Origin of the sequence: Carnobacterium viridans, assembly GCF_900102725.1 — a bacterium.
GTDB classification, from domain to species: Bacteria; Bacillota; Bacilli; order Lactobacillales; family Carnobacteriaceae; genus Carnobacterium_B; species Carnobacterium_B viridans.
On the sequence record NZ_FNJW01000008.1, the window covers coordinates 2276961 to 2295913 of the forward strand.

General features: G+C 33.9%; 17 protein-coding genes. 13 read left to right on the forward strand and 4 right to left on the reverse strand.

Annotated elements, in window-relative coordinates; genetic code table 11:
* The first annotated feature begins 18 nt into the window (after window positions 1-18).
* Genes BLT48_RS12420 through BLT48_RS12430 form a run of 3 tightly spaced genes read left to right on the forward strand, consistent with a single transcriptional unit; the run spans window position 19 to window position 5093 of the window.
* Complete coding sequence (locus BLT48_RS12420; protein WP_089978355.1) at window positions 19-1263, forward strand: metallophosphoesterase family protein; 1245 nt, start codon at window positions 19-21, stop codon at window positions 1261-1263.
* On the forward strand, window positions 1247-4090 hold the full coding sequence (locus BLT48_RS12425) for an ATP-binding protein (protein WP_244885829.1): 2844 nt from the start codon (window positions 1247-1249) through the stop codon (window positions 4088-4090). The genes BLT48_RS12420 and BLT48_RS12425 overlap by 17 nt, the downstream gene beginning before the upstream one ends.
* A gap of 34 nt (window positions 4091-4124) precedes the next feature.
* Complete coding sequence (locus BLT48_RS12430) at window positions 4125-5093, forward strand: 3'-5' exoribonuclease YhaM family protein (RefSeq protein ID WP_089978358.1); 969 nt, start codon at window positions 4125-4127, stop codon at window positions 5091-5093.
* A 65-nt stretch (window positions 5094-5158) separates the two neighbouring features.
* On the opposite strand, the gene BLT48_RS12435 is transcribed toward BLT48_RS12430, so the two are convergent.
* The 3 genes from BLT48_RS12435 to BLT48_RS12445 all read right to left on the reverse strand — a co-directional run bounded on the left by BLT48_RS12435 (window position 5159) and on the right by BLT48_RS12445 (window position 7152).
* Window positions 5159-6133 (reverse strand): peptidylprolyl isomerase, encoded by a 975-nt coding sequence (locus tag BLT48_RS12435; protein WP_089978360.1) that lies wholly within the window; start codon window positions 6131-6133, stop codon window positions 5159-5161.
* Window positions 6134-6367: 234 nt separating this feature from the next.
* Window positions 6368-6721, reverse strand: coding sequence for a YtxH domain-containing protein (locus BLT48_RS12440; RefSeq protein WP_089978364.1), 354 nt, complete (start codon window positions 6719-6721; stop codon window positions 6368-6370).
* Window positions 6721-7152, reverse strand: a complete 432-nt coding sequence (locus BLT48_RS12445; RefSeq protein WP_089978367.1) for an HIT family protein — start codon at window positions 7150-7152, stop codon at window positions 6721-6723. Before BLT48_RS12445 ends, BLT48_RS12440 begins: the two co-directional genes overlap by 1 nt.
* Before the next feature lie 193 nt (window positions 7153-7345).
* Between BLT48_RS12445 and BLT48_RS12450 the strand changes: the two genes are divergently transcribed.
* The 5 genes from BLT48_RS12450 to trmB all read left to right on the forward strand — a co-directional run bounded on the left by BLT48_RS12450 (window position 7346) and on the right by trmB (window position 12362).
* Entirely contained in the window at window positions 7346-8083 is a 738-nt protein-coding gene (locus BLT48_RS12450) for an ABC transporter ATP-binding protein (protein ID WP_089978371.1), read from the forward strand.
* On the forward strand, window positions 8080-9306 hold the full coding sequence (locus tag BLT48_RS12455; protein ID WP_089978375.1) for an ABC transporter permease: 1227 nt from the start codon (window positions 8080-8082) through the stop codon (window positions 9304-9306). The genes BLT48_RS12450 and BLT48_RS12455 overlap by 4 nt, the downstream gene beginning before the upstream one ends.
* Before the next feature lie 110 nt (window positions 9307-9416).
* Window positions 9417-10277, forward strand: a complete 861-nt coding sequence (gene dat / locus BLT48_RS12460) for a D-amino-acid transaminase (protein WP_089978378.1) — start codon at window positions 9417-9419, stop codon at window positions 10275-10277.
* Between the two features lie 519 nt (window positions 10278-10796).
* On the forward strand, window positions 10797-11591 hold the full coding sequence (locus BLT48_RS12465; RefSeq protein WP_035022005.1) for a phosphotransferase family protein: 795 nt from the start codon (window positions 10797-10799) through the stop codon (window positions 11589-11591).
* A gap of 120 nt (window positions 11592-11711) precedes the next feature.
* A complete protein-coding gene (gene trmB / locus BLT48_RS12470) occupies window positions 11712-12362 on the forward strand; it encodes a tRNA (guanosine(46)-N7)-methyltransferase TrmB (RefSeq protein ID WP_035022007.1) in 651 nt (216 codons plus the stop codon).
* 317 nt (window positions 12363-12679) lie between these two features.
* Here trmB and BLT48_RS12475 read toward each other — a convergent pair whose 3' ends face one another.
* Window positions 12680-13018, reverse strand: a complete 339-nt coding sequence (locus tag BLT48_RS12475) for a PepSY domain-containing protein (RefSeq protein ID WP_035022009.1) — start codon at window positions 13016-13018, stop codon at window positions 12680-12682.
* 177 nt (window positions 13019-13195) lie between these two features.
* On the opposite strand from BLT48_RS12475, the gene pepA reads away from it, so the two are divergent.
* From pepA to BLT48_RS12500, 5 genes are all read left to right on the forward strand, one after another.
* Window positions 13196-14275, forward strand: a complete 1080-nt coding sequence (pepA, locus tag BLT48_RS12480; protein ID WP_089978381.1) for a glutamyl aminopeptidase — start codon at window positions 13196-13198, stop codon at window positions 14273-14275.
* Between the two features lie 23 nt (window positions 14276-14298).
* Window positions 14299-14616 (forward strand): thioredoxin family protein, encoded by a 318-nt coding sequence (locus tag BLT48_RS12485; RefSeq protein ID WP_035022014.1) that lies wholly within the window; start codon window positions 14299-14301, stop codon window positions 14614-14616.
* A 33-nt stretch (window positions 14617-14649) separates the two neighbouring features.
* Window positions 14650-15144: a universal stress protein gene (locus tag BLT48_RS12490; RefSeq protein WP_176944131.1), complete on the forward strand. Its 495-nt coding sequence runs from the start codon at window positions 14650-14652 to the stop codon at window positions 15142-15144.
* A complete protein-coding gene (gene ytpR / locus BLT48_RS12495) occupies window positions 15137-15748 on the forward strand; it encodes a YtpR family tRNA-binding protein (protein WP_035022018.1) in 612 nt (203 codons plus the stop codon). The genes BLT48_RS12490 and ytpR overlap by 8 nt, the downstream gene beginning before the upstream one ends.
* 191 nt (window positions 15749-15939) lie before the next feature.
* Window positions 15940-18822, forward strand: coding sequence for a DNA translocase FtsK (locus BLT48_RS12500; protein WP_089978387.1), 2883 nt, complete (start codon window positions 15940-15942; stop codon window positions 18820-18822).
* Window positions 18823-18953 lie beyond the last annotated feature (131 nt).

The window sequence follows — 18953 nt, forward strand, 5'->3', positions numbered from 1 at the left end:
AAGGAAAGAGTGAGTACAATGGTCAAATTTATTCATGCAGCTGATTTGCATTTGGATAGCCCTTTTATTGGCTTAAAAATGTTACCTGATTTTATTTGGAATGCTATTTATTTATCAACTTTTTCAGCTTTGACTACAATCGTGGATAGTGCGATAGAAGAAAAGGTGGATTTTATCTGCTTAGTTGGAGATATTTATGATAATGATGAGCGAAGTGTGAAAGCTCAAGCCTATCTACGAAATGAAATGGAACGATTGAATAAAGCCGAAATTCCAGTCTATCTATTGCATGGAAATCATGATTACATAGAAAATACTGGGCTACACTTAGAAATGCCTGAAAATGTCGTTGTCTTTACAGAATCAGTGGAAACAAAATGGTATACGACAACGGAAAAAGAGGAAGTTGCAATTAGTGGCTTTAGTTACGATAAAAGATGGGTTCTTGAACGGAAAATTAAAGAGTATCCTGAAAAACACTCACGTGCAAAGTATCATATTGGGCTGTTACATGGTTTCTCTGAAGGCTTAGATTCAGAACATGGAAACTACGCACCATTCTCATTAGGAGAGTTGAGAAGCAAGAGATATGACTACTGGGCCTTAGGACATATTCATAAGAGACAGCAGTTAGCTGAAAACCCGCCTGTTATCTATCCTGGAAATACTCAAGGTAGAAGCAGCAAGGAAAGTGGAAAAAAAGGATATGAATTAGTAACATTGACTGAATCTGGAGTGTTAATGGAATTTAGACCGACTTCAACGATTCAATGGGAGACAATTGACCTTTCCATTAAAGAAATCAAGAGTTTAGATGAACTTTACAAAGTTTTAAAGGCTGTTGTCGAAGAACAAAAAAATGATTTCTATAGTCTATTTCTTTCCATTCGTTTGGTGGATAGTGAGAATTTACTTGAAGGGGTCTTAAAAAAAATTAATCAAGGAGAATTATTAGAAGCCTTACAGCAAATTCCAAAAACAGATACTTTTGTTTGGGTCCACAAAATAGAATTGCAGACAGTAGTTGAAAATCGGATACCAGCTATCCAAAAGATTTTTCCAAATGAATGGGAACAAATTCAGAAAGAAATTGAAAAAGAAAGTTTATTTAATGAACTAACGAATGCTCTTTTTGATTTCCCAGGAATGGAAGAAGTTGTGGAAACACGTGAAGAAAATTACCGAAAAAAAATTGTGAAAGATGCTAAAGAGTTGGTTCGCAATCAACTTGGATTTGAGAGAAGTGATGACCTTGAAGATTAAATCAATGGAAATATATGGTTATGGAAAATGGGTAGACCACAAAATAGAGGATATAACTAACTTGCAATTGTTTTATGGAGAAAATGAAGCTGGAAAAACAACTTTAATGTCGTTTATTCACAGTGTTCTTTTTGGATTTCCTTCTAAGATTAGTTCTGAGCTAAGATATGAACCTAAGAGTAGCAGCCAATACGGAGGAAGGCTCTTTTTAACTGGTACACAATATGGGGATGTTCAAATTGAGCGTGTACGAGGAAAAGCAAACGGCACGGTTACAGTTACTTTTGCTAGTGGAGAAACGGGTGGCGAAGAATGGCTTGAAAAAATATTGTCTGGATTGGATAAGGCAACTTATCAAGCACTATTTTCTTTTAATTTAGCTGGTCTTCAAAAAGTCCAACAATTAAATCGTGAAAAATTGAATCGTTATTTTTTAAGTGTAGGATCAATTGGAAACGAACAGTTGTTAAAGGTGGCAGATAAGTTTCAAACGGAAGCGAGTAAGTTGTTTAAGCCCAATGGCCGAGTGACCATTATTAATAAAAAAATGGCCGATGTTGAAGCAAAAAGGAAACAAGTAAAACTAGCAAAAGAAAAGAATAGTCAGTACATGAATTGGTTGCTTGAAAAAGACAATCTTGAAAAAGAGTTGCTCAGCTTACGAGAACAAAGGACACATTATGAAGACAAAGCGTTCAAGCTAAACCAATTAGAATCAAATTGGGTACTTTTTAGTGAGATGCAAGATATCCAACATCAAATAAAAAAAGAACAGCTCGAAGAATTGCCCAAAGATGGATTGTATCAGCTCAATCATTACAATCAAGAAATAAATCAGCTTAAATTAACCATTACGCAACAACAAGAAAAATTGCATTATCTTAGAGATAAGACAGAGGAAACAAAGCAACTTAAAGTGTTTATCGAACATAGAGATGAAATCAATCAATTGATGGAAAAGCTGGATTATGTCCAAGCTAAGTTACAAGAAACTATTTTTATTAAAGAAACGATTTTGGCTACACAACATCAATTATTGCGTGAAAAACAACAATTAGGTTTAGAAGAACAACAAGCTATACCAGATATTATGACTGAGGAAAGTCGGTTTAGATTAAATGATTTACAAGTTAAACAAGCTCAAGTAGAGCAAAAAATAAAACTACTAACTGAACGTATAGCGTTTTTGAACTTCCAGCAAGAATCTTTAGGAGATCAACTCGATAAACTAGAGAAACGACTATGGGATAATCAATCCTATCAAGAAGTAGAAAATCAACTAGAAAAAAAGAATCCTGACCCACGTGCGTATAATAAAGTAGATAAGCAAAGTGAACAAAAACTAAGTAAAGGAAAACTCATTAACTTGATTATCGGAACAATGATAAGTATTTTAGGAGTGTATCTGTCTAATGGTACTGGATTAGTCCTCACGATTGCTGGTTTAGGACTCTTACTCTATAGTATTTGGCCAATCATCAAAAAAATAACCACACCAAATAAAGTAGAAGTGATTAAAGAAACGGCGTATTCATTTGAAGAATATATTCAACAAACCGAGATTCGAAAACAATGGCGAGAAAAACTTGCAGAAATTGATCAAGTTATTCTTGAATTAAATGAGAAACAAGCTCAATATGAAGAAACTGAAAATCAACAAGTTCATGTTGAAAAAGAATTTCAATCATGGAAACAAATATATGGTTATCCACTAGAGTACTCGAACAGCAGATTGATGCAAGAAACGGATATTTTTGGAGCAATAAGAGAAAAAGAAAACAACATCTATGAAAAACAAACACAATTAAGCCAAATGGAGAATGAGATAGTTGAGTGGAAAGAATCCCTCGATTATTTACAGTCTGTTATTTTTGTTGATTGGAATAGCAATATGCAGTTAATTGAAGGAATAAAACAATTTTTTAAAGAAGTTACAACGGATGAGGAAAAAATAAAAGAACTTACAAGGCAGCATAAAACAGCACATCAGCATATTGAACAGCTCATTATGCAACAAAAAGAATTTGAACGAAAGAGAAGATCGCTTTTCCAAACGGTTAAAGCTAAAACTGAAGAAGATTTCCGGAAAAAATATGTACTAGAGGAAGAATTAATAACAAAAAAAGCTCGTTTAAATTTGTTAGAACAGCAAGTTGGCGAATACAGTGCATTGTTAGAAAAATATCGTGATAAGGCTGCTTTAATTGAAAGTATCCAAGACCTAAAAGTAAAACTGCAACAATTAAAAGATTCAATTGAAAGCAAGTTAAATAAAAAAATAAAAACAGAAGTCGCGTTGAAAAATTTAGAAGTTGGTGGAGCTTATTCTGAACTATTGCAGGAATATGCTAATTTAAAGAGTGAAACACAAATTTTAGTTGATGAATGGACAACGTATAAAATAGCCGCAGAACTCATTGAGCGAACGTTAACTGAAGCTAGGAAAGATCGTTTCCCAGCAACTATTCGTGATACGACTTACTTTTTTGCTATTTTAACAAATGGAAATTACCAAAAAGTTTTCTTGAAAGACCAAACGATAACGGTTCAACGTAAAGATGGTACTCTATTTGAAGCTTCTGAGCTTTCCCAAGCAACAGCTGAACAACTTTATGTGGCTCTGCGTTTTTCATTCGTAAAAAATGCTAGTGACTTAATTCAATTGCCGTTGCTAGTAGATGATGGCTTTGTGAATTTTGATCACCAAAGAAAAAAAGAGATGTATCAACTATTACAGAGAATTAGTGAAGACATGCAAGTATTTTATTTTACATTTGATGCATCTGTAACAGATGTTTTTCGAAAAGAACAGATAGAAATGTTATAATAAAGAAAAGATGCAAATAGAAAGAGGGAGTCAAATGGAAAAGAAATTATTTGAATATACGAACGATGATACTTTCGACATTTATTTACTAATTAAATCAGCTGATATTCGTGTTGCTAAAAATGGCAAAAAATTTATTGCTTTTACATTTCAGGATACAAGCGGCCAAATGGATGGTAAATATTGGGATGCGTCAGAAGATGATATTGCAGCCTTTACTGCTGGAAAAGTAGTAAAAGTTTCAGGGAAAAGAGAACTTTATCAAGGGAATCCTCAAATCAAGCTATTTAAAATTGCCGTAACAAAATCTGGAGATCCAGATAATCCAGATTTATATGTTGAAAGAGCCCCATTAAAGAAAGAAGATATGATGGAAGAAATAAATGATACATTATTTGAGATTACAAATGCGAATATGAATCGGATTGTACGCTATTTATTGAATCATTATCAAAAACCCTTTTTTCAACATCCAGCAGCTAAACGATTTCATCATGCTTTTACTGGCGGACTAGCTTTCCATACGGTCTCTATGTTAAGAATTGCAAAGACAATCGCGACTCAATATGAAGATATCAATAAGCCGTTGCTGTATGCTGGTGTTATTTTACATGATTTGGGCAAAATTATTGAACTATCAGGACCAATATCTACAGAGTACACTTTAGAAGGAAATCTTTTAGGCCATATTGTAATAGTAGATGAAGAAATTACAAAAGCTTGTCTTGCTCTAAAAATTGATGAAAAAAGTGAAGATGTTTTGCTTTTGAAGCATATGGTATTGGCTCATCACGGACTGCTTGAGTATGGTTCTCCGGTTAGACCAAAGTTAAGAGAAGCTGAAATTTTATATATGATTGATAATTTAGATGCTACTGTAAATATGTTAAATTCGACATTAAATAGAACAGAGCCAGGGATGTTTACAGAAAGAATTTTTGGATTAGACAATCGGACATTCTATAAACCAAATGAATCAGAAAAAACAACGGATAGTAAATAAAAAAAGGCATTAGGATATTGATCCTAATGCCTTTTTTTATTTACGGTTGCTAGAGATACTAATGGTTATTCAGCAGCAGATTCTTCTACAGCAGATTCCTCAGTAGCAGAACTATCAGCAGCTGGTTCTTCAGTAGCAGACTCCTCAGTAGCAGATTCTTCAGTAGCAGACTCTTCAGTAGCAGGAGCCAAGTAAGCATCCATTGCAGTAGCTAGGTCTTTATCATCAATAAGGATATTTGCATCTTGCATAATACCTGAAATTACTTCTTGAATAGCAGCACTATCAGCTAATTTAGCTGTTAATAATTGATCTTTGATTGTATCTGTTTCTTCTTCAAGTGTTCCTTTTTCAGGTTTTTCAATCATTTTGATGATGTGGAAACCATATTCTGAAGCAACTGGTTCAGTTGTCATTTCGCCTTCTTTTAAAGCATAAGCTGCTTCTTCGAATTCAGGAACCATTTCTCCAGATGCGAAAGTTATTTCTCCGCCATTAGGAGCAGTAGCGGTATCTACTGAATTTTCAGTAGCAAGTTTTGCAAAATCAGCCCCATCATTTAGTTGAGTGATAAGGTCTTTTGCGGTTTCTTCATCTTCTACAAGAATATGAGCAGCTGTTACAGGTGGTACATAAGCGTCATAAGCAGCTTGAATTTCTTCTTCAGTAAATTTTGTTTTGTCTTTTACTGCTTCTTCAATTAATAAGTTTAAACGAATCGTGTCTTTATAGCTGTCAGCGGTATAACCTTGTTGCAGCATGATGTATTCAAATGCTTCAGCACCACCGTAATTTTCTTCTTCAGTAGAGTATTGTTTGTCCACTACTTCGTCTGTAACTTTATCTCCGTATGAATCATCTAAGACATCTTCGATAATCAGTTGTTGAAGCATACTTGTTCCAACGGTTTCTTTCATTGCTTCATAAAATTCATCTTCTGTAATTTTTCCTGCAGTTGATGAAGCAACAGTGCTATCAGAACAACCTGCAATTGTTAATCCGGCTAAGATAGTAGCTGTAGCTAGTAATAATTTTTTCATTTCCCTTACACATCCATTTCTTTTATTTTACATTATCAAATTACTTCCTAATGACAGATATAAATATACCATACTCATTTGTATAAAAAAAACTAAAATCCCATTATTTAGTTTAAAGTCAATTAAAAATCACAAAAAAAACACAATCGAACAAGTTTTTGAAAAAAAATCAGATAGAATAGACAAACGGAGCTGAGACTTTTAGGTCTCAGCTCCGTTATCTAAAGTAAAGGATTAAACTTGTTTCATACTTTGAGTTAAATCTTCTACATCTGCGGTTAGTTTTTCAGTATGTTCTTGAATTCGACGCATACGTGGTTCTGCTTCATAAGTGAATTCATCAACAGACTCTTTTACATCTTGTGTAAACTCTTCAGCTAATGTTTTACCTTCATTTGTTAATTGAGCTATTGCTCCTTTTAAGTCATTAACACTTTTAGATACATCATTTACTAAAACGGTCGTATCATCAACATATGTTTTTAGGACAGCTCTATTTTCTTTACCAGTACGTGGAGACTTAAGAAGACCATATATTCCTCCAGCTGCAGCACCTAAAATTAACCCATTCATAAAGTGATTAGACATTAATATCCCTCCAATTTGCTTTTTATGTTTAGTGCTATACTATCTAATTCATCAGTGGTGAAATTACCAGAATGATCACCAAAATGAATTGAAAAATCATCTTGTTCGTCATAACGAGGCAAGATATGTATATGTGAATGGAACACAGATTGATAAGCAACAGTACCATTATTATTAACGATATTCATTCCTTTGATAGCAGGATTGGATTTCTTGATTGCTGTCGCAATTTTGGGGATTTTACTGCCAATTGTAGCTGCTAAATCTTCATCTATTTCAAAAACATCTGCAACATGTTTTTTAGGAACAACTAAGGTATGACCTGGTGTTACTTGAGTAAGGTCTAAAAAAGCTACTATATCATTGTCCTCGTAAACTTTTCTGCTAGGTATTTCATTGTTGATAATTTTACAAAAAATACAATCTACCATATAAAATCCTTCTTTCTCCTACGATATCTTTATATATAAGTCGCGATTAATAGAGAAATATATTCTCTTATTTAATAAATGTATCATAAAATTGAAAGAAAGTGAAACGGTAACACATGAAACAGGAAAGATTCTCTCTTGTTCTTATGGTACAATAACTACAATAAATTGTGTAGAAGGGACTAAACTAATTATGAGTTTAACAGTATCGCATGTTACAGGAGGCTATAGTCAGATTCCTGTATTAAAAGACGTATCTTTTGAAGTAGGAGCTGGAAAATTAATTGGATTAATCGGCTTAAATGGAGCTGGTAAGAGTACGACTATAAAACATATCATTGGTCTGCTCCAATCTCAAAAAGGAGAAATCAGTATTGATGGTTTAACTTTAAAGAATGATAAAGAAAACTATCGAAAAAAATTCGGTTTTATTCCTGAAACGCCAGTTTTATATGAAGAATTAACCTTAAAAGAGCATATTGAAATTACAGCAATGGCATACGATATACCAATTGAAACAGCATATGAACGTGCTGACAAGTTATTAAAAAGATTTAGGTTAGAAAATAAGTTAGAATGGTTTCCAGCTAATTTTTCTAAAGGAATGAAGCAAAAAGTGATGATTCTTTGCGCTTTTTTAGTGGAGCCAAGCTTATACATCATCGATGAACCGTTTTTAGGATTAGACCCTCTTGGCATCAATGCCCTTTTGGAACTTATGGAAGAAATGAAAAAACAAGGAGCTTCCATTTTAATGTCTACTCACATATTGGCGACAGCTGAAAGGCAATGTGATGGATTTGTTTTATTACATGAAGGCAAAGTTAAAGCTGAAGGGACTCTGGAGGATTTAAGAAATACCTTTAACATGCCCGATGCGACTTTGGATGAGCTTTACATTCAATTAACAAAAGAAGAGGATAGTAAATGATGATAGAAATTTGGAAGCAACGTGTGAAACAACACCAAAAGAAAATGATGAAGTACCTAAAGTATATATTTAATGATCATTTCGTTATTGTATGTTTATTTTTAGTCGGTGCAATGGGATATGCGTATTCAAATTATTTGAAAACCCTGACGTCTTATGATGTGAAAGGACAATTAATAGGAGCTGTCGTTTTTACAGGAATATTAAGCGTTGGTAAACTAGCAACACTTATTCAACCAGCGGACGCTGTATTTATGCTACCCAAAGAAAAAGCTATGGAAGAGTATTTTAAACAGGCCAAATGGAGAAGTTTGTGGCTGCCTAGCTTCGTCATTTTAGTTGCTGTGGCTGTTTTAATGCCATTACTAGTCGCAATGTCTGGATTTGCTTTTTCAGATATATTTTATTTTGTAACAATGCTGATTATTTTAAAAGAAACTGATCTCAATGCCCAAGTCTTAAATTTAAAAACAAAAGAAACAAGTGACTGGATTAAAACGCGCTTTCTTTTATTTGGCATTTATTTGATTGTGTCAAGTCTTGCATTATTTATCCATCCTATAGTTGGATTAGTAGGAGCTGTGGTTGTAGCCGTAAGTTATCGCTTTTTAGCCAATCAAAAGAATGTTGCTCTAACGTATCAATGGGAAAAAATGATAAAAGATGAGACGAATCGAATGAAGCGAATCTATCAATTTATTAACTTGTTTACGGATATTCCAGCATTAAAGGGATTTGTTAAAAGAAGAGCTTATTTAGATGTTTTTTTGAATCCTATCCAAAAAAAACACAAAAATGTTTTTTACTATCTGTATGCTAGAGCATTTGTGAGGGGAACTGAATATAGCGGGTTATACATTCGCTTGGTTGTTATTGCTATGTTGCTAAGTGCCTTAGGACAATCGTTTATACTAAGTCTCTTTTTAACAGTCATATTTCTCTATTTGACCGGCTTCCAACTGTTACCACTTTATTTTCATTTTGACAATCTATCGTTAACTGTTTTATATCCTGTAAAGATAAATAACAAACTTCAAGCAATAAAGAAATTGATGCTGATACTTATGATGATTGAAGGTTTGTTAATTATTGGTGTATCTGTTTTTTACCTTTCCTTTATAGAAGTACTGATTATTGGAGTCAGTGCTATTGCATTTAACCTAGGGTTTTGTCAATTTTATTTACCGTCGCGGATAAATAAAATGATCAAATTACAACATTAATAATAAGGTGAGTTCAACTAATTTAATGTTAAGAATGCAAAGTGTCGTAATTTTTGATATGATAGAAAAAAATTTAAAAGGTATTACTTTTTAAAGGAAGAGGTTGAAGAATGAAAGTTATTTGGAATGATAAAATCGTTGAACGTAGTGAAGTTAAAATTGACATGGAAGACAGAGGGTATCAATTTGCAGATGGGATTTATGATGTCGTAAGGGCTTATAATGGCAAATTTTTCACGTTGAATGAACATGTAGATCGATTGTTTTCAAGTGCCGAAAAAATTGAACTGGTTATGCCTTTTACAAAGGATGAACTAAAACAGCTTTTAAGTACTTTGATGAAGGAAAATGGAATTAGTACGGGTAATATATATATGCAAGTAACTAGAGGAATTGGAATTCCAAGAAATCACACTTATACTGATCCAGAATTAGTGCCGCCAGTATTTACAGCTACAACTACAATTGTTCCGCGAGATCAAGAAAAAATGGATCAAGGGATGTCCGCTTTTATCGTGCCTGATATGCGATGGTTGAGATGCGACATTAAATCAATCAGTTTACTGGGAAATATAATGGCTAAGCACGAAGCCCATAAAAAAGGTGGAGATGAAGCTATTTTGCACCGTGATGGTATCGTTACAGAATGTTCTTCTTCAAATGTATGGATGATTAAAGATGATACTATCTATACGCATCCGGATGGTAATCTTGTTCTGCCTGGAATTACTAAAATAATGTTGTTAAAAGTTGCTCGAGAAGCAGGAATGTTAGTTAAAGAAGAAGCCTTTACTATAGAAGATTTGAAAAAAGCAGATGAAGTATTTGCTTCAAGTACAACGATGGAAGCTATGCCTATTGTAAGTATAGACGGAAATCCTGTTGGACATGGACAACGTGGAGCAGTTGTTGAAAAACTTCAACAACTATACGTTGATGCTGTTGAAAAAGAGTGTGGACAAATAAGATAGAAATCATAAGAGAATGCCTCTTTGTCAAATGGTGTTGATAAAAGAAATTTTCGTGCCATTAATTTAACTAAGCTATCAACACTAAAAAGTATAGAATCAAGAGAATCAGCCGAACTGTTTTGTTTGGCTGGTTTTCTTTGTAGAAATTTGTAGAAAAATGGCACCAGCTAAAATTGTGTGTTAAAAATTCGAAATAAAAATGGAATGAACGCCCATTTCAGCTTATATCTTCCGTTTCCATAGTAATAAAATAAACGCATTTGTAGAAAAAGAACGTATATATGCTTGACGTAGAAAGAAATTCTATCTAAAATAGGAAATGAACAGAAAGATAGATGTCTTTTGTGATATCTGTCCTTTTTTTGTCTGGCTTTGCGGGTAAACTATAAAATGATTTAGTGCTATTGGTTTAACGGGTTTAAACTTTTTTCGCTTATTCGAATAAGACGTTACAATCCCGTTTTGCTTTTCACGTCTGTATAGAAATGTTTCAGAATATAAAGCAAGGAATGATTTAGTATGGATTTTGAAATAGATTCTGGATGGAAATTGCATCCCGTTGGTGGTGACACTGGACAAGCGTATATGGGTACAAGGGCAGAAGAAAAGCTTTTTTTGAAGCGAAATTCTTCACCTTTTTTAGCTGCATTATCGGTTGAAGGAATTACTCCAAGATTGATGTGGACAAAACGCATCGGCAATGGAGATGTACTAACCGCCCAAGAATGGTTAAACGGAAGAGCACTTACTAAAACAGAGATGTCCTCACCACAAGTAGCAAAACTCATTAGTCGAATACATAACTCTGCGACATTGAGAAGAATGCTTGCTCGTGTAGGCGGTGAAATTGTTACTCCTGATCAATTAATTCAAAAGTATGAAGATAACTTGCCTTTAGATTTATACAATCATCCGTTACTATCACGAATAATAAAAAAACTAAAAGCTGAAGTAGACTTAATGAATATAGTTGAAACAAAAGTTTGTCATGGAGATATTTACCGGAAAAATTGGCTTTTATCAGATGAGAACCGTCTTTATCTAGTTGATTGGGATTCAGCTATGCTATGTGATCCAGCTATGGATCTGAGTATGTTGCTTTGTCAATATGTACCAAAAGATAACTGGATCGATTGGTTAGTTCACTATGATACGGAGCTGACAGAAGAGCTGAAAACGCGTATCATGTGGTATGCATTGATGAATTACTTGATTCAAACAAAAAAACACCACAGCGAAACCAGGTTCCATGAAATGAATAAAGACATTATTATGTTACAAACTCTTTATCAAGGTCAAAATTATTTTTTTTAATTAACGATTAACTCTAATTAGTTTAGCATTTATTCAAATCCTCTTCCTGTTTTTGAAGAGGATTTTTCTATGTAATGAGCAAAAAATAATAGAATACTAAAAAGAATGGAGAATAAGAATATGCGTTTAAGAAATAAACCAAATGCACCACAAAAAATTGCTGATTTTCCTCAGTATATACCAGAACAACCTGATAATTGGGTAGGAAGATGGCACGAAAGATTTGGCAATAATCACCCCATTCATATTGAAGTCGGTACAGGAAAAGGCCGCTTTATTACGGAAATGGCAAAGTTACACCCAGAAATTAATTATATTGGTATTGAACTTCAGATGAGTGTCATAGTTGTAGCATTAGATAGATTAATCGAGGAACAATTGCCGAATCTTCAATTATTACATGTTAATGGGGGTTCTGTAACTCAATATTTTGCAGAAGGAGAAGTTGACCAAGTTTATTTAAACTTTTCTGATCCTTGGCCAAAAACACGTCATGAAAAAAGACGTTTAACGTATAAGAGCTTTTTAGAAAGTTATGAGACCATCCTTGTATCCGAAGGTGAAATTCATTTTAAAACAGATAACCAAGGGTTGTTTGAATATTCATTGAGCAGTTTTTCAAAGTATGGCATGACACTTGAACAAGTATGGTTAAACTTACATGAGAGTGACTTTGAAGGAAATGTTAGGACTGAATATGAAGAAAAGTTTTCTTCAAGAGGCAGTCGGATTTATCGTGTAGTAGCAAAATTCCCTAAAAAAATCAAATAAGAAAAAGCGTTGAACCCAGAAACTATTCTGGGTTCAACGCTTTTTCTTATGGCTTTATACTTTTTAGTGTTGATAGCTTAGTTAAAAAAATGGTACGAAAATTCTGGAGGAATAGATTTTGCTTGTAGCCATGTATTGAATTCAATGCGAATTATAAAGCGTTAGCGCTTCAGCGATTAAGCTTTGTTTGAGGCTTGAAAGTCTGAAGACGTCCTTGGCTTCAGATGGTTCCATGGCTCTCCACAAGCAAACTCGTCTATTCCAGAAGAAATGTTGTTTTCTTCTATTCAACACCATTTGGCGAAGAGTTTTTCTTATTAAATACGGTATAAATCTAAGATACTACCTGTGTAAGCATCTGCAATAAATTCATATTGAATTAATTGGTCTTCTTCAATTCTTGAAATTCCGCCATAATAAACATCAGTTTTAAGCGCAAATTTTTGTAAGGGTACTTTTTGTAGTTCTATCCATGAACCTTCTATAGGACCTTCTTTTAAAAATAATTGTTTAACGTATTTTAAAATGGTATCTCCATGAATTGTTTTTTTTGCAGTGATTAGTTTATGAAGGAAATAACCGCAAGTTAATCCAGTTCCAAGAAGTAAGGCGCCAGCTAAAATATATGGTGTTGTTTCTTTTGTTTTACATACCATTTAATAAACTCCCCAATCTAATATTATTTTTTTATAGTATACCATGTTTAAAAATAAATGAAATTAAAGCATTCCTTCTTAAAATTAATTCGATTTAAGGTATAATAGAATAAATAGAGTTATAAGGGGGATAGATCATATAGGTTGAAGGAAAAGAACCTATATGGGGAAATACTTATGGAAGATAAAACATTCGATTTAATCAAGAAATTAACTGAAGCTCAAGGAACAAGTGGCTTTGAACACCGTGTACGTGATATTATGCGTAAAGAAATGACTCCATTAGTAGATGAAATTCAGCAAGATGGTCTTGGAGGTATTTTTGGAATCCGTAAAAGTAAAATAGAAAATGCTCCGAAAATCATGGTAGCAGCTCATATGGATGAAGTTGGTTTTATGATAGCCAGCATTTCAAAACAAGGATTATTTAGAGTTGTACCTTTAGGGGGATGGAATCCATATGTAGTTTCAGCACAACGGTTTACACTTCAAACTGCTAAAGGCGACTACCCATGTGTTTCTTCCTCTGTTCCGCCGCACTTATTGAGAGGTAAAGATGGAGCTGGGAGCAAATTAGACATTGCTGATATTTTATTTGATGCAGGTTTTGATTCTAAAGAAGAAGCTGAAGCATTTGGAGTACGCCCAGGAGATGCAATCGTGCCTGACGTGGAAACGATAAAAATGGCTAATGGTAAAAAGATTTTAAGCAAAGCTTGGGATAATCGTTATGGTACAACGGTTGTTATTGAAGCTTTAAAAGAACTACAAGGTGAGCAGCTGGCGAATACACTAATTGCTGGAGCTAATGTTCAAGAAGAAGTCGGTTTGCGAGGAGCAAAGGGAGCGGTTCATCAATTTAAACCAGATTTATTTTTTGCTGTAGACTGTTCACCTGCGGATGACTTAACAGGAGATAAAACTAAGTTTGGTCATCTTGGAGAAGGCTTTTTATTAAGAATCCAAGATCCAGGAATGATTACTTTAAAAGGAATGCGTGAATTTTTGTTGGATACTGCAACAACACACAATATTCCGTATCAATATTTTGTTTCTAAAGGCGGTACAGATGCTGGTGCAGCTCATCAAATGAACAATGGAGTTCCAAGTGCGGTCATTGGCGTGTGTGCTCGTTACATCCACACACATCAAACGGTCTTTCATATAGATGACTATGCAGCAGCAAAAGAGATGGTTGTGCAAGTTGCACGGACTCTAGATCGTAGTACCTTTGAAACGATTATGAAAAATAATTAATGGAATAGAAAGAGGGTAAGAAAATGGAATTATTAAATACTATTGAGGAATTCTATATAATGGTTAAAGAAAGTAAAAGAAAAACGATTTTCTTTTTCACGGCTGATTGGTGTGGAGATTGTCAATTTATCAAACCTATTATGCCTGAAATAGTCGAAAACCATTCTGAAATTGATTTTGTAGAAGTCGACCGTGATAAATTTATTGATCTTTGTGGCGAGTTGTCTATTTTTGGAATTCCTAGTTTTGTGGCATTTGAGAATGGAGAAGAGATTGGACGCTTTGTAAACAAAGACCGCAAAACTAAAGAAGAAATAGAGCAGTTTATAGAAACACTTTAATGGGTTGCTAAATTGATAAGAGGAGATGTGATTATGTTAGATACACAACAATACCAACGTATACTGATTGCGGTAGATGGAAGTGAATCTTCAGAAAACGCACTTATAAAGGCTATTAAAATAGCAGAAAGAAACAATAGTGAATTAATTATTGCTCACGTTTTTGATGTAAACTCTTATGCTTTAGGAATGATAGATACTGCGGGTATAACGGCTATAGATGCAATCGGAATTGATACAGACAAAGAAATAATGGAAAATCTTTTGAAAGAGTATAAACAAACAGCTATTAAACATCATTTGAAAAATGTTGAAACAATCATGGTACAAGGTGCTCCAAGAAAAGAATTAACTCAAAGTATACCAAATGATTACCATGTAGATTTGATTGTAGTTGGACAAACGGGTATGAATGCTGTTGAAAGATGGATGATGGGTAGCGTGAGTGAACATATTATTCGCAACGCTCCTTGTGACGTTCTAGTTGTACGAAATAAAAAACAAGATGAGGAAGTTAATAATGATTAGTATTTATAATAAAGCAGGTATTGGGGACACTCTTATTGTTATGTTAGACAATAGTGAACCTAAAGAACAAAGTTTTGAAAAAAATCAGGATGTTGTTCGTATTTTTAAAGAAGCAACCAATCAAACGGTTGGCTATAATTTTTTCAATAGTTCTCGATTTATTACTATTGAGGGAACGGGGCAAGTAATTTTGACTAAGGAACACGTAAGCAGTTTAAATGAAGAAATTGCTTTAGCAGGATTTTCTGATACTTTGGAGTCAGATGAATCTCCAAAATTTGTCATCGGAGAAGTGAAAGAATGTGCGGCACATCCTGATTCGGATCATTTATCTATTACGCAAACTGAGGTAGATAATGGAGAAATACTTCAAATAGTTTGTGGAGCCTCTAATATTGCTCAAGGCCAAAAAGTTGTTGTTGCTAAAGTAGGTGCTTTGATGCCTAACGGAATGGCTATATGGGATGGAGAGTTAAGAGGAGAACCAAGTCACGGCATGATTTGTTCAGCTCGAGAGTTAAACTTAACAGATCTTCCGAAACAAAAAGGTATTTTAGTTTTGCCAGATTCAGCCGTAACAGGCGAACAATTTCAATTGATTTAATTAAAAAAAAGACCCAAAAGCCCACTTTCAAAAAACAAAAAATTTTTTTTTGAAAGTGGGCTTTTGGTAATGTCTTTTTTTTTGTGTCTGTTTTGAAAAGATATCGTATGTTTCTTAAAGAAAGCACCTATAATCGCGCTATTTTTTATGGTAAACTAAGATTCGTAGTAAGGCAGGAAAGGAGGGTCATCATGCCCAAATATGATGGACCTAGTTATGAAAAAAATCAAGATCGCCAAAAAAAATTTAAATTTCCTTTCTATCGTGATGTTGAGAACGCACCGAATAAGGAAGAGTCGATTAAGAATTCCCAATTAAAAAATAAGGATAATCAACCAACCAAACAAGTAATAAAAAATGAAAAGAAAAATTCTAGGATTGATTTTACAACATTTCAAAAAGATAATATTTCTGTTAGAAACTATCTTTCAACCATTGGGAAAGAGGAACAACAGAAACAACTTGAATTGAAAAAACAAAAAAAACAATTTGAGAAAAGAATTAAACAAACAACTTATTCAAAAGAATCGTTAAAACATGCAGCTACTCCTTTTCAAGAAGGGAGAAGTTCGACTCCTTTTAAAGTTCAAAAGATTCCGTCTCCTTATTATGGATTTCAAGAGAGATCTAATAAGAAAAGTGAAGAAACCAATTACACAAGTATTCTTTTAGAGTTAAAAAAGAAATCAGAAGATTTCTTGCTATTTGAAGAGTATTTATTAAATGAATCAAACCAATCTTTTGTACATACAAGAGAGAAACAAGTAGAAGTGATTCAAGAAGTAGAAGTGTTACCAGAAGAAGAAACGATTCAAGAAGCAGAAGTGTTACCAGAAAAAGAAGTGATTCAAGAAGCAGAAGTATTACCAGAAGTAGAAACGGTACAAGAAGTAGGGATAATACAAGTACCCGCACAAGAAATAACTGAGGAAATTACAGAAGTTGTTACTAGTAATTCTGAATCAATAGTTGTTGAGAGCTCGTTAAATTCTGCAAAGAAAAAGCGTGGGTTATCTCGTTCTTTAGCTGGCATGATTGAAGAAGAGCAAAATATTCGACTTAATCGCGGGAAAAATGTAGCAAGGTATTTTGGTGAAGGAAAAACTTTGGCAACAAAAGCAAAAAATTCTATTAAATCAACTCGCATTTCTAGTAAAACTAAAGTTCAAAGTGCTGAAGAAATAGAAAATATGGAACTTATGGCAGCGCTAAGTCGAATGAATTATTTAGATAAACAAACTTTTCCAACTAATGATTTAGAACAAACTGAAAAACTAGAACAATCTCAAGAACTCATTGAAACACAATCAGAAACACAATCAGAAACACAATCAGAAACACAATCAGAAACACAATCAGAAACACAATCAGAAACACAATCAGAAACACAATCAGAAACACAATCAGAAACACAATCAGAAACACAATCAGAAACACAATCAGAAACACAATCAGAAACACAATCAGAAACACAATCAGAAACACAATCAGAAACACAATCAGAAACACAATCAGAAACACAACTGGATACCACTTTTACCGAAGTAATTGAAGAAAATAATTCTATCAGTAACTTAGAAGAGTCAAACCAAGATGAAATAGAAAAGAATAGTGAAATTATCACTCCTTTGTTGGAAATGACAGAAGAAATATATGATGAAAATTATAAGTTTCCATCAGTAGACCTTTTGCTTCGACCTGTAAAACTTGAACCAAATGCAATTGACGATTGGGTTCTAGAACAAGCAGAAATATTAAATGAGTCTTTAGATGCTTTTAATATCCATGCTCAAGTAATCGGTTGGACGATTGGGCCAGCAGTTACTCAATTTGAACTTCAATTAGGGCGTGGTGTAAAAGTTAACAAAATTACGAATCTATCTGATGATTTAAAACTTTCGCTAGCGGCAAAAGATATTCGTATAGAAGCTCCGATTCCTGGGAAAAGTTCGGTAGGGATTGAAATTCCGAATAAAAAATCAAGACCTGTGATGCTATCAGAAGTGATGGAAAGTAAAGAGTTTAAAGAAAGTCATTCTCCTTTAACGGTTGCAATTGGAGTTAATATAGCAGGTGAAGCAGTTGTCTCGACTATCGATAAAATGCCTCATGGTTTGATTGCCGGAGCAACAGGTTCAGGTAAAAGTGTTTTTATCAATTCACTTTTAGTAAGTTTGCTGTATAAAGCTACACCAAGTGAAGTGAAATTGCTTTTAATTGATCCAAAAGCAGTTGAGTTAGCTCCTTATAATGAAATTCCCCATCTCCTTTCACCAGTCATTTCCGAACCTAAAGCAGCTAGTGAAGCTTTAAAGTGGGCAGTAAACGAAATGGAAGAACGTTACCAAAAACTAGCAGCTGCAGGAGTTCGAAATATTCAACGCTTTAATGAAAAAGCAGAAGAACATGAAGATTTTGGGTTGAAGATGCCTTATATTGTCATTATTATTGATGAATTGGCTGATTTGATGATGGTGGCTAGCAACGATGTACAAGATTCAATTGCTAGAATTACTCAAAAAGCTAGAGCAGCGGGAATTCATTTAATTGTTGCTACACAACGCCCAAGTGTGGATGTCATTACAGGAACTATAAAAAATAATATTCCGACTAGGGTAGCCTTTATGGTATCTAGTCAAGTTGATTCACGTACGATCTTAGACACAGGTGGAGCTGAAAAGCTACTTGGAAGAGGAGATATGTTGTTCCAAGAAAATGGATCAGGACGCCCAATTCGTGTGCAGGGAACGTATGTTGAAAAAGAAATAGAGCGTATTGTTAAACACGTGAAAGACCAACGATCCGCAAATTATCTATTTGAACCCGAGTCACTGATGATGAAATTAGAATCAGTAGAGGGAAAAGATGAACTATTTGAAGATGTCCTTCCTTTCATTGTTTCAGAAGGACAGGTTTCAGCATCTGCTCTCCAACGAAAATTCAAAATCGGATTTAATCGAGCAGCCAATCTAATCGAATCTCTAGAAAATGAAAATTTTATATCTGGTCACAAAGGATCAAAACCGCGAGAAGTATTTTTGACAAAAGCTGATTACGAAGAAAAGTTTTTATAAATAATTCTACTGAAAAGTGAAAAACAGGTTTCGCGTAAGTCGACCTCCCAAAATACTGATTTTTGGAGGTCGTTTTATGTCTTGTTTACTCTCTTAATTAGAAATAAACATGTCATTTGCAAAAAAAATAT

What these genes read in the sequence shown, in the direction of transcription:
- BLT48_RS12420 (WP_089978355.1), top strand. Translation starts at nt 19, where the DNA reads ATGGTCAAATTTATTCATGCAGCTGATTTGCATTTGGATAGCCCTTTT.
- BLT48_RS12425 (WP_244885829.1), top strand. Translation starts at nt 1,247, where the DNA reads ATGACCTTGAAGATTAAATCAATGGAAATATATGGTTATGGAAAATGG.
- BLT48_RS12430 (WP_089978358.1), top strand. Translation starts at nt 4,125, where the DNA reads ATGGAAAAGAAATTATTTGAATATACGAACGATGATACTTTCGACATT.
- BLT48_RS12435 (WP_089978360.1), bottom strand. Translation starts at nt 6,133, where the DNA reads ATGAAAAAATTATTACTAGCTACAGCTACTATCTTAGCCGGATTAACA.
- BLT48_RS12440 (WP_089978364.1), bottom strand. Translation starts at nt 6,721, where the DNA reads ATGTCTAATCACTTTATGAATGGGTTAATTTTAGGTGCTGCAGCTGGA.
- BLT48_RS12445 (WP_089978367.1), bottom strand. Translation starts at nt 7,152, where the DNA reads ATGGTAGATTGTATTTTTTGTAAAATTATCAACAATGAAATACCTAGC.
- BLT48_RS12450 (WP_089978371.1), top strand. Translation starts at nt 7,346, where the DNA reads ATGAGTTTAACAGTATCGCATGTTACAGGAGGCTATAGTCAGATTCCT.
- BLT48_RS12455 (WP_089978375.1), top strand. Translation starts at nt 8,080, where the DNA reads ATGATGATAGAAATTTGGAAGCAACGTGTGAAACAACACCAAAAGAAA.
- dat (WP_089978378.1), top strand. Translation starts at nt 9,417, where the DNA reads ATGAAAGTTATTTGGAATGATAAAATCGTTGAACGTAGTGAAGTTAAA.
- BLT48_RS12465 (WP_035022005.1), top strand. Translation starts at nt 10,797, where the DNA reads ATGGATTTTGAAATAGATTCTGGATGGAAATTGCATCCCGTTGGTGGT.
- trmB (WP_035022007.1), top strand. Translation starts at nt 11,712, where the DNA reads ATGCGTTTAAGAAATAAACCAAATGCACCACAAAAAATTGCTGATTTT.
- BLT48_RS12475 (WP_035022009.1), bottom strand. Translation starts at nt 13,018, where the DNA reads ATGGTATGTAAAACAAAAGAAACAACACCATATATTTTAGCTGGCGCC.
- pepA (WP_089978381.1), top strand. Translation starts at nt 13,196, where the DNA reads ATGGAAGATAAAACATTCGATTTAATCAAGAAATTAACTGAAGCTCAA.
- BLT48_RS12485 (WP_035022014.1), top strand. Translation starts at nt 14,299, where the DNA reads ATGGAATTATTAAATACTATTGAGGAATTCTATATAATGGTTAAAGAA.
- BLT48_RS12490 (WP_176944131.1), top strand. Translation starts at nt 14,650, where the DNA reads ATGTTAGATACACAACAATACCAACGTATACTGATTGCGGTAGATGGA.
- ytpR (WP_035022018.1), top strand. Translation starts at nt 15,137, where the DNA reads ATGATTAGTATTTATAATAAAGCAGGTATTGGGGACACTCTTATTGTT.
- BLT48_RS12500 (WP_089978387.1), top strand. Translation starts at nt 15,940, where the DNA reads ATGCCCAAATATGATGGACCTAGTTATGAAAAAAATCAAGATCGCCAA.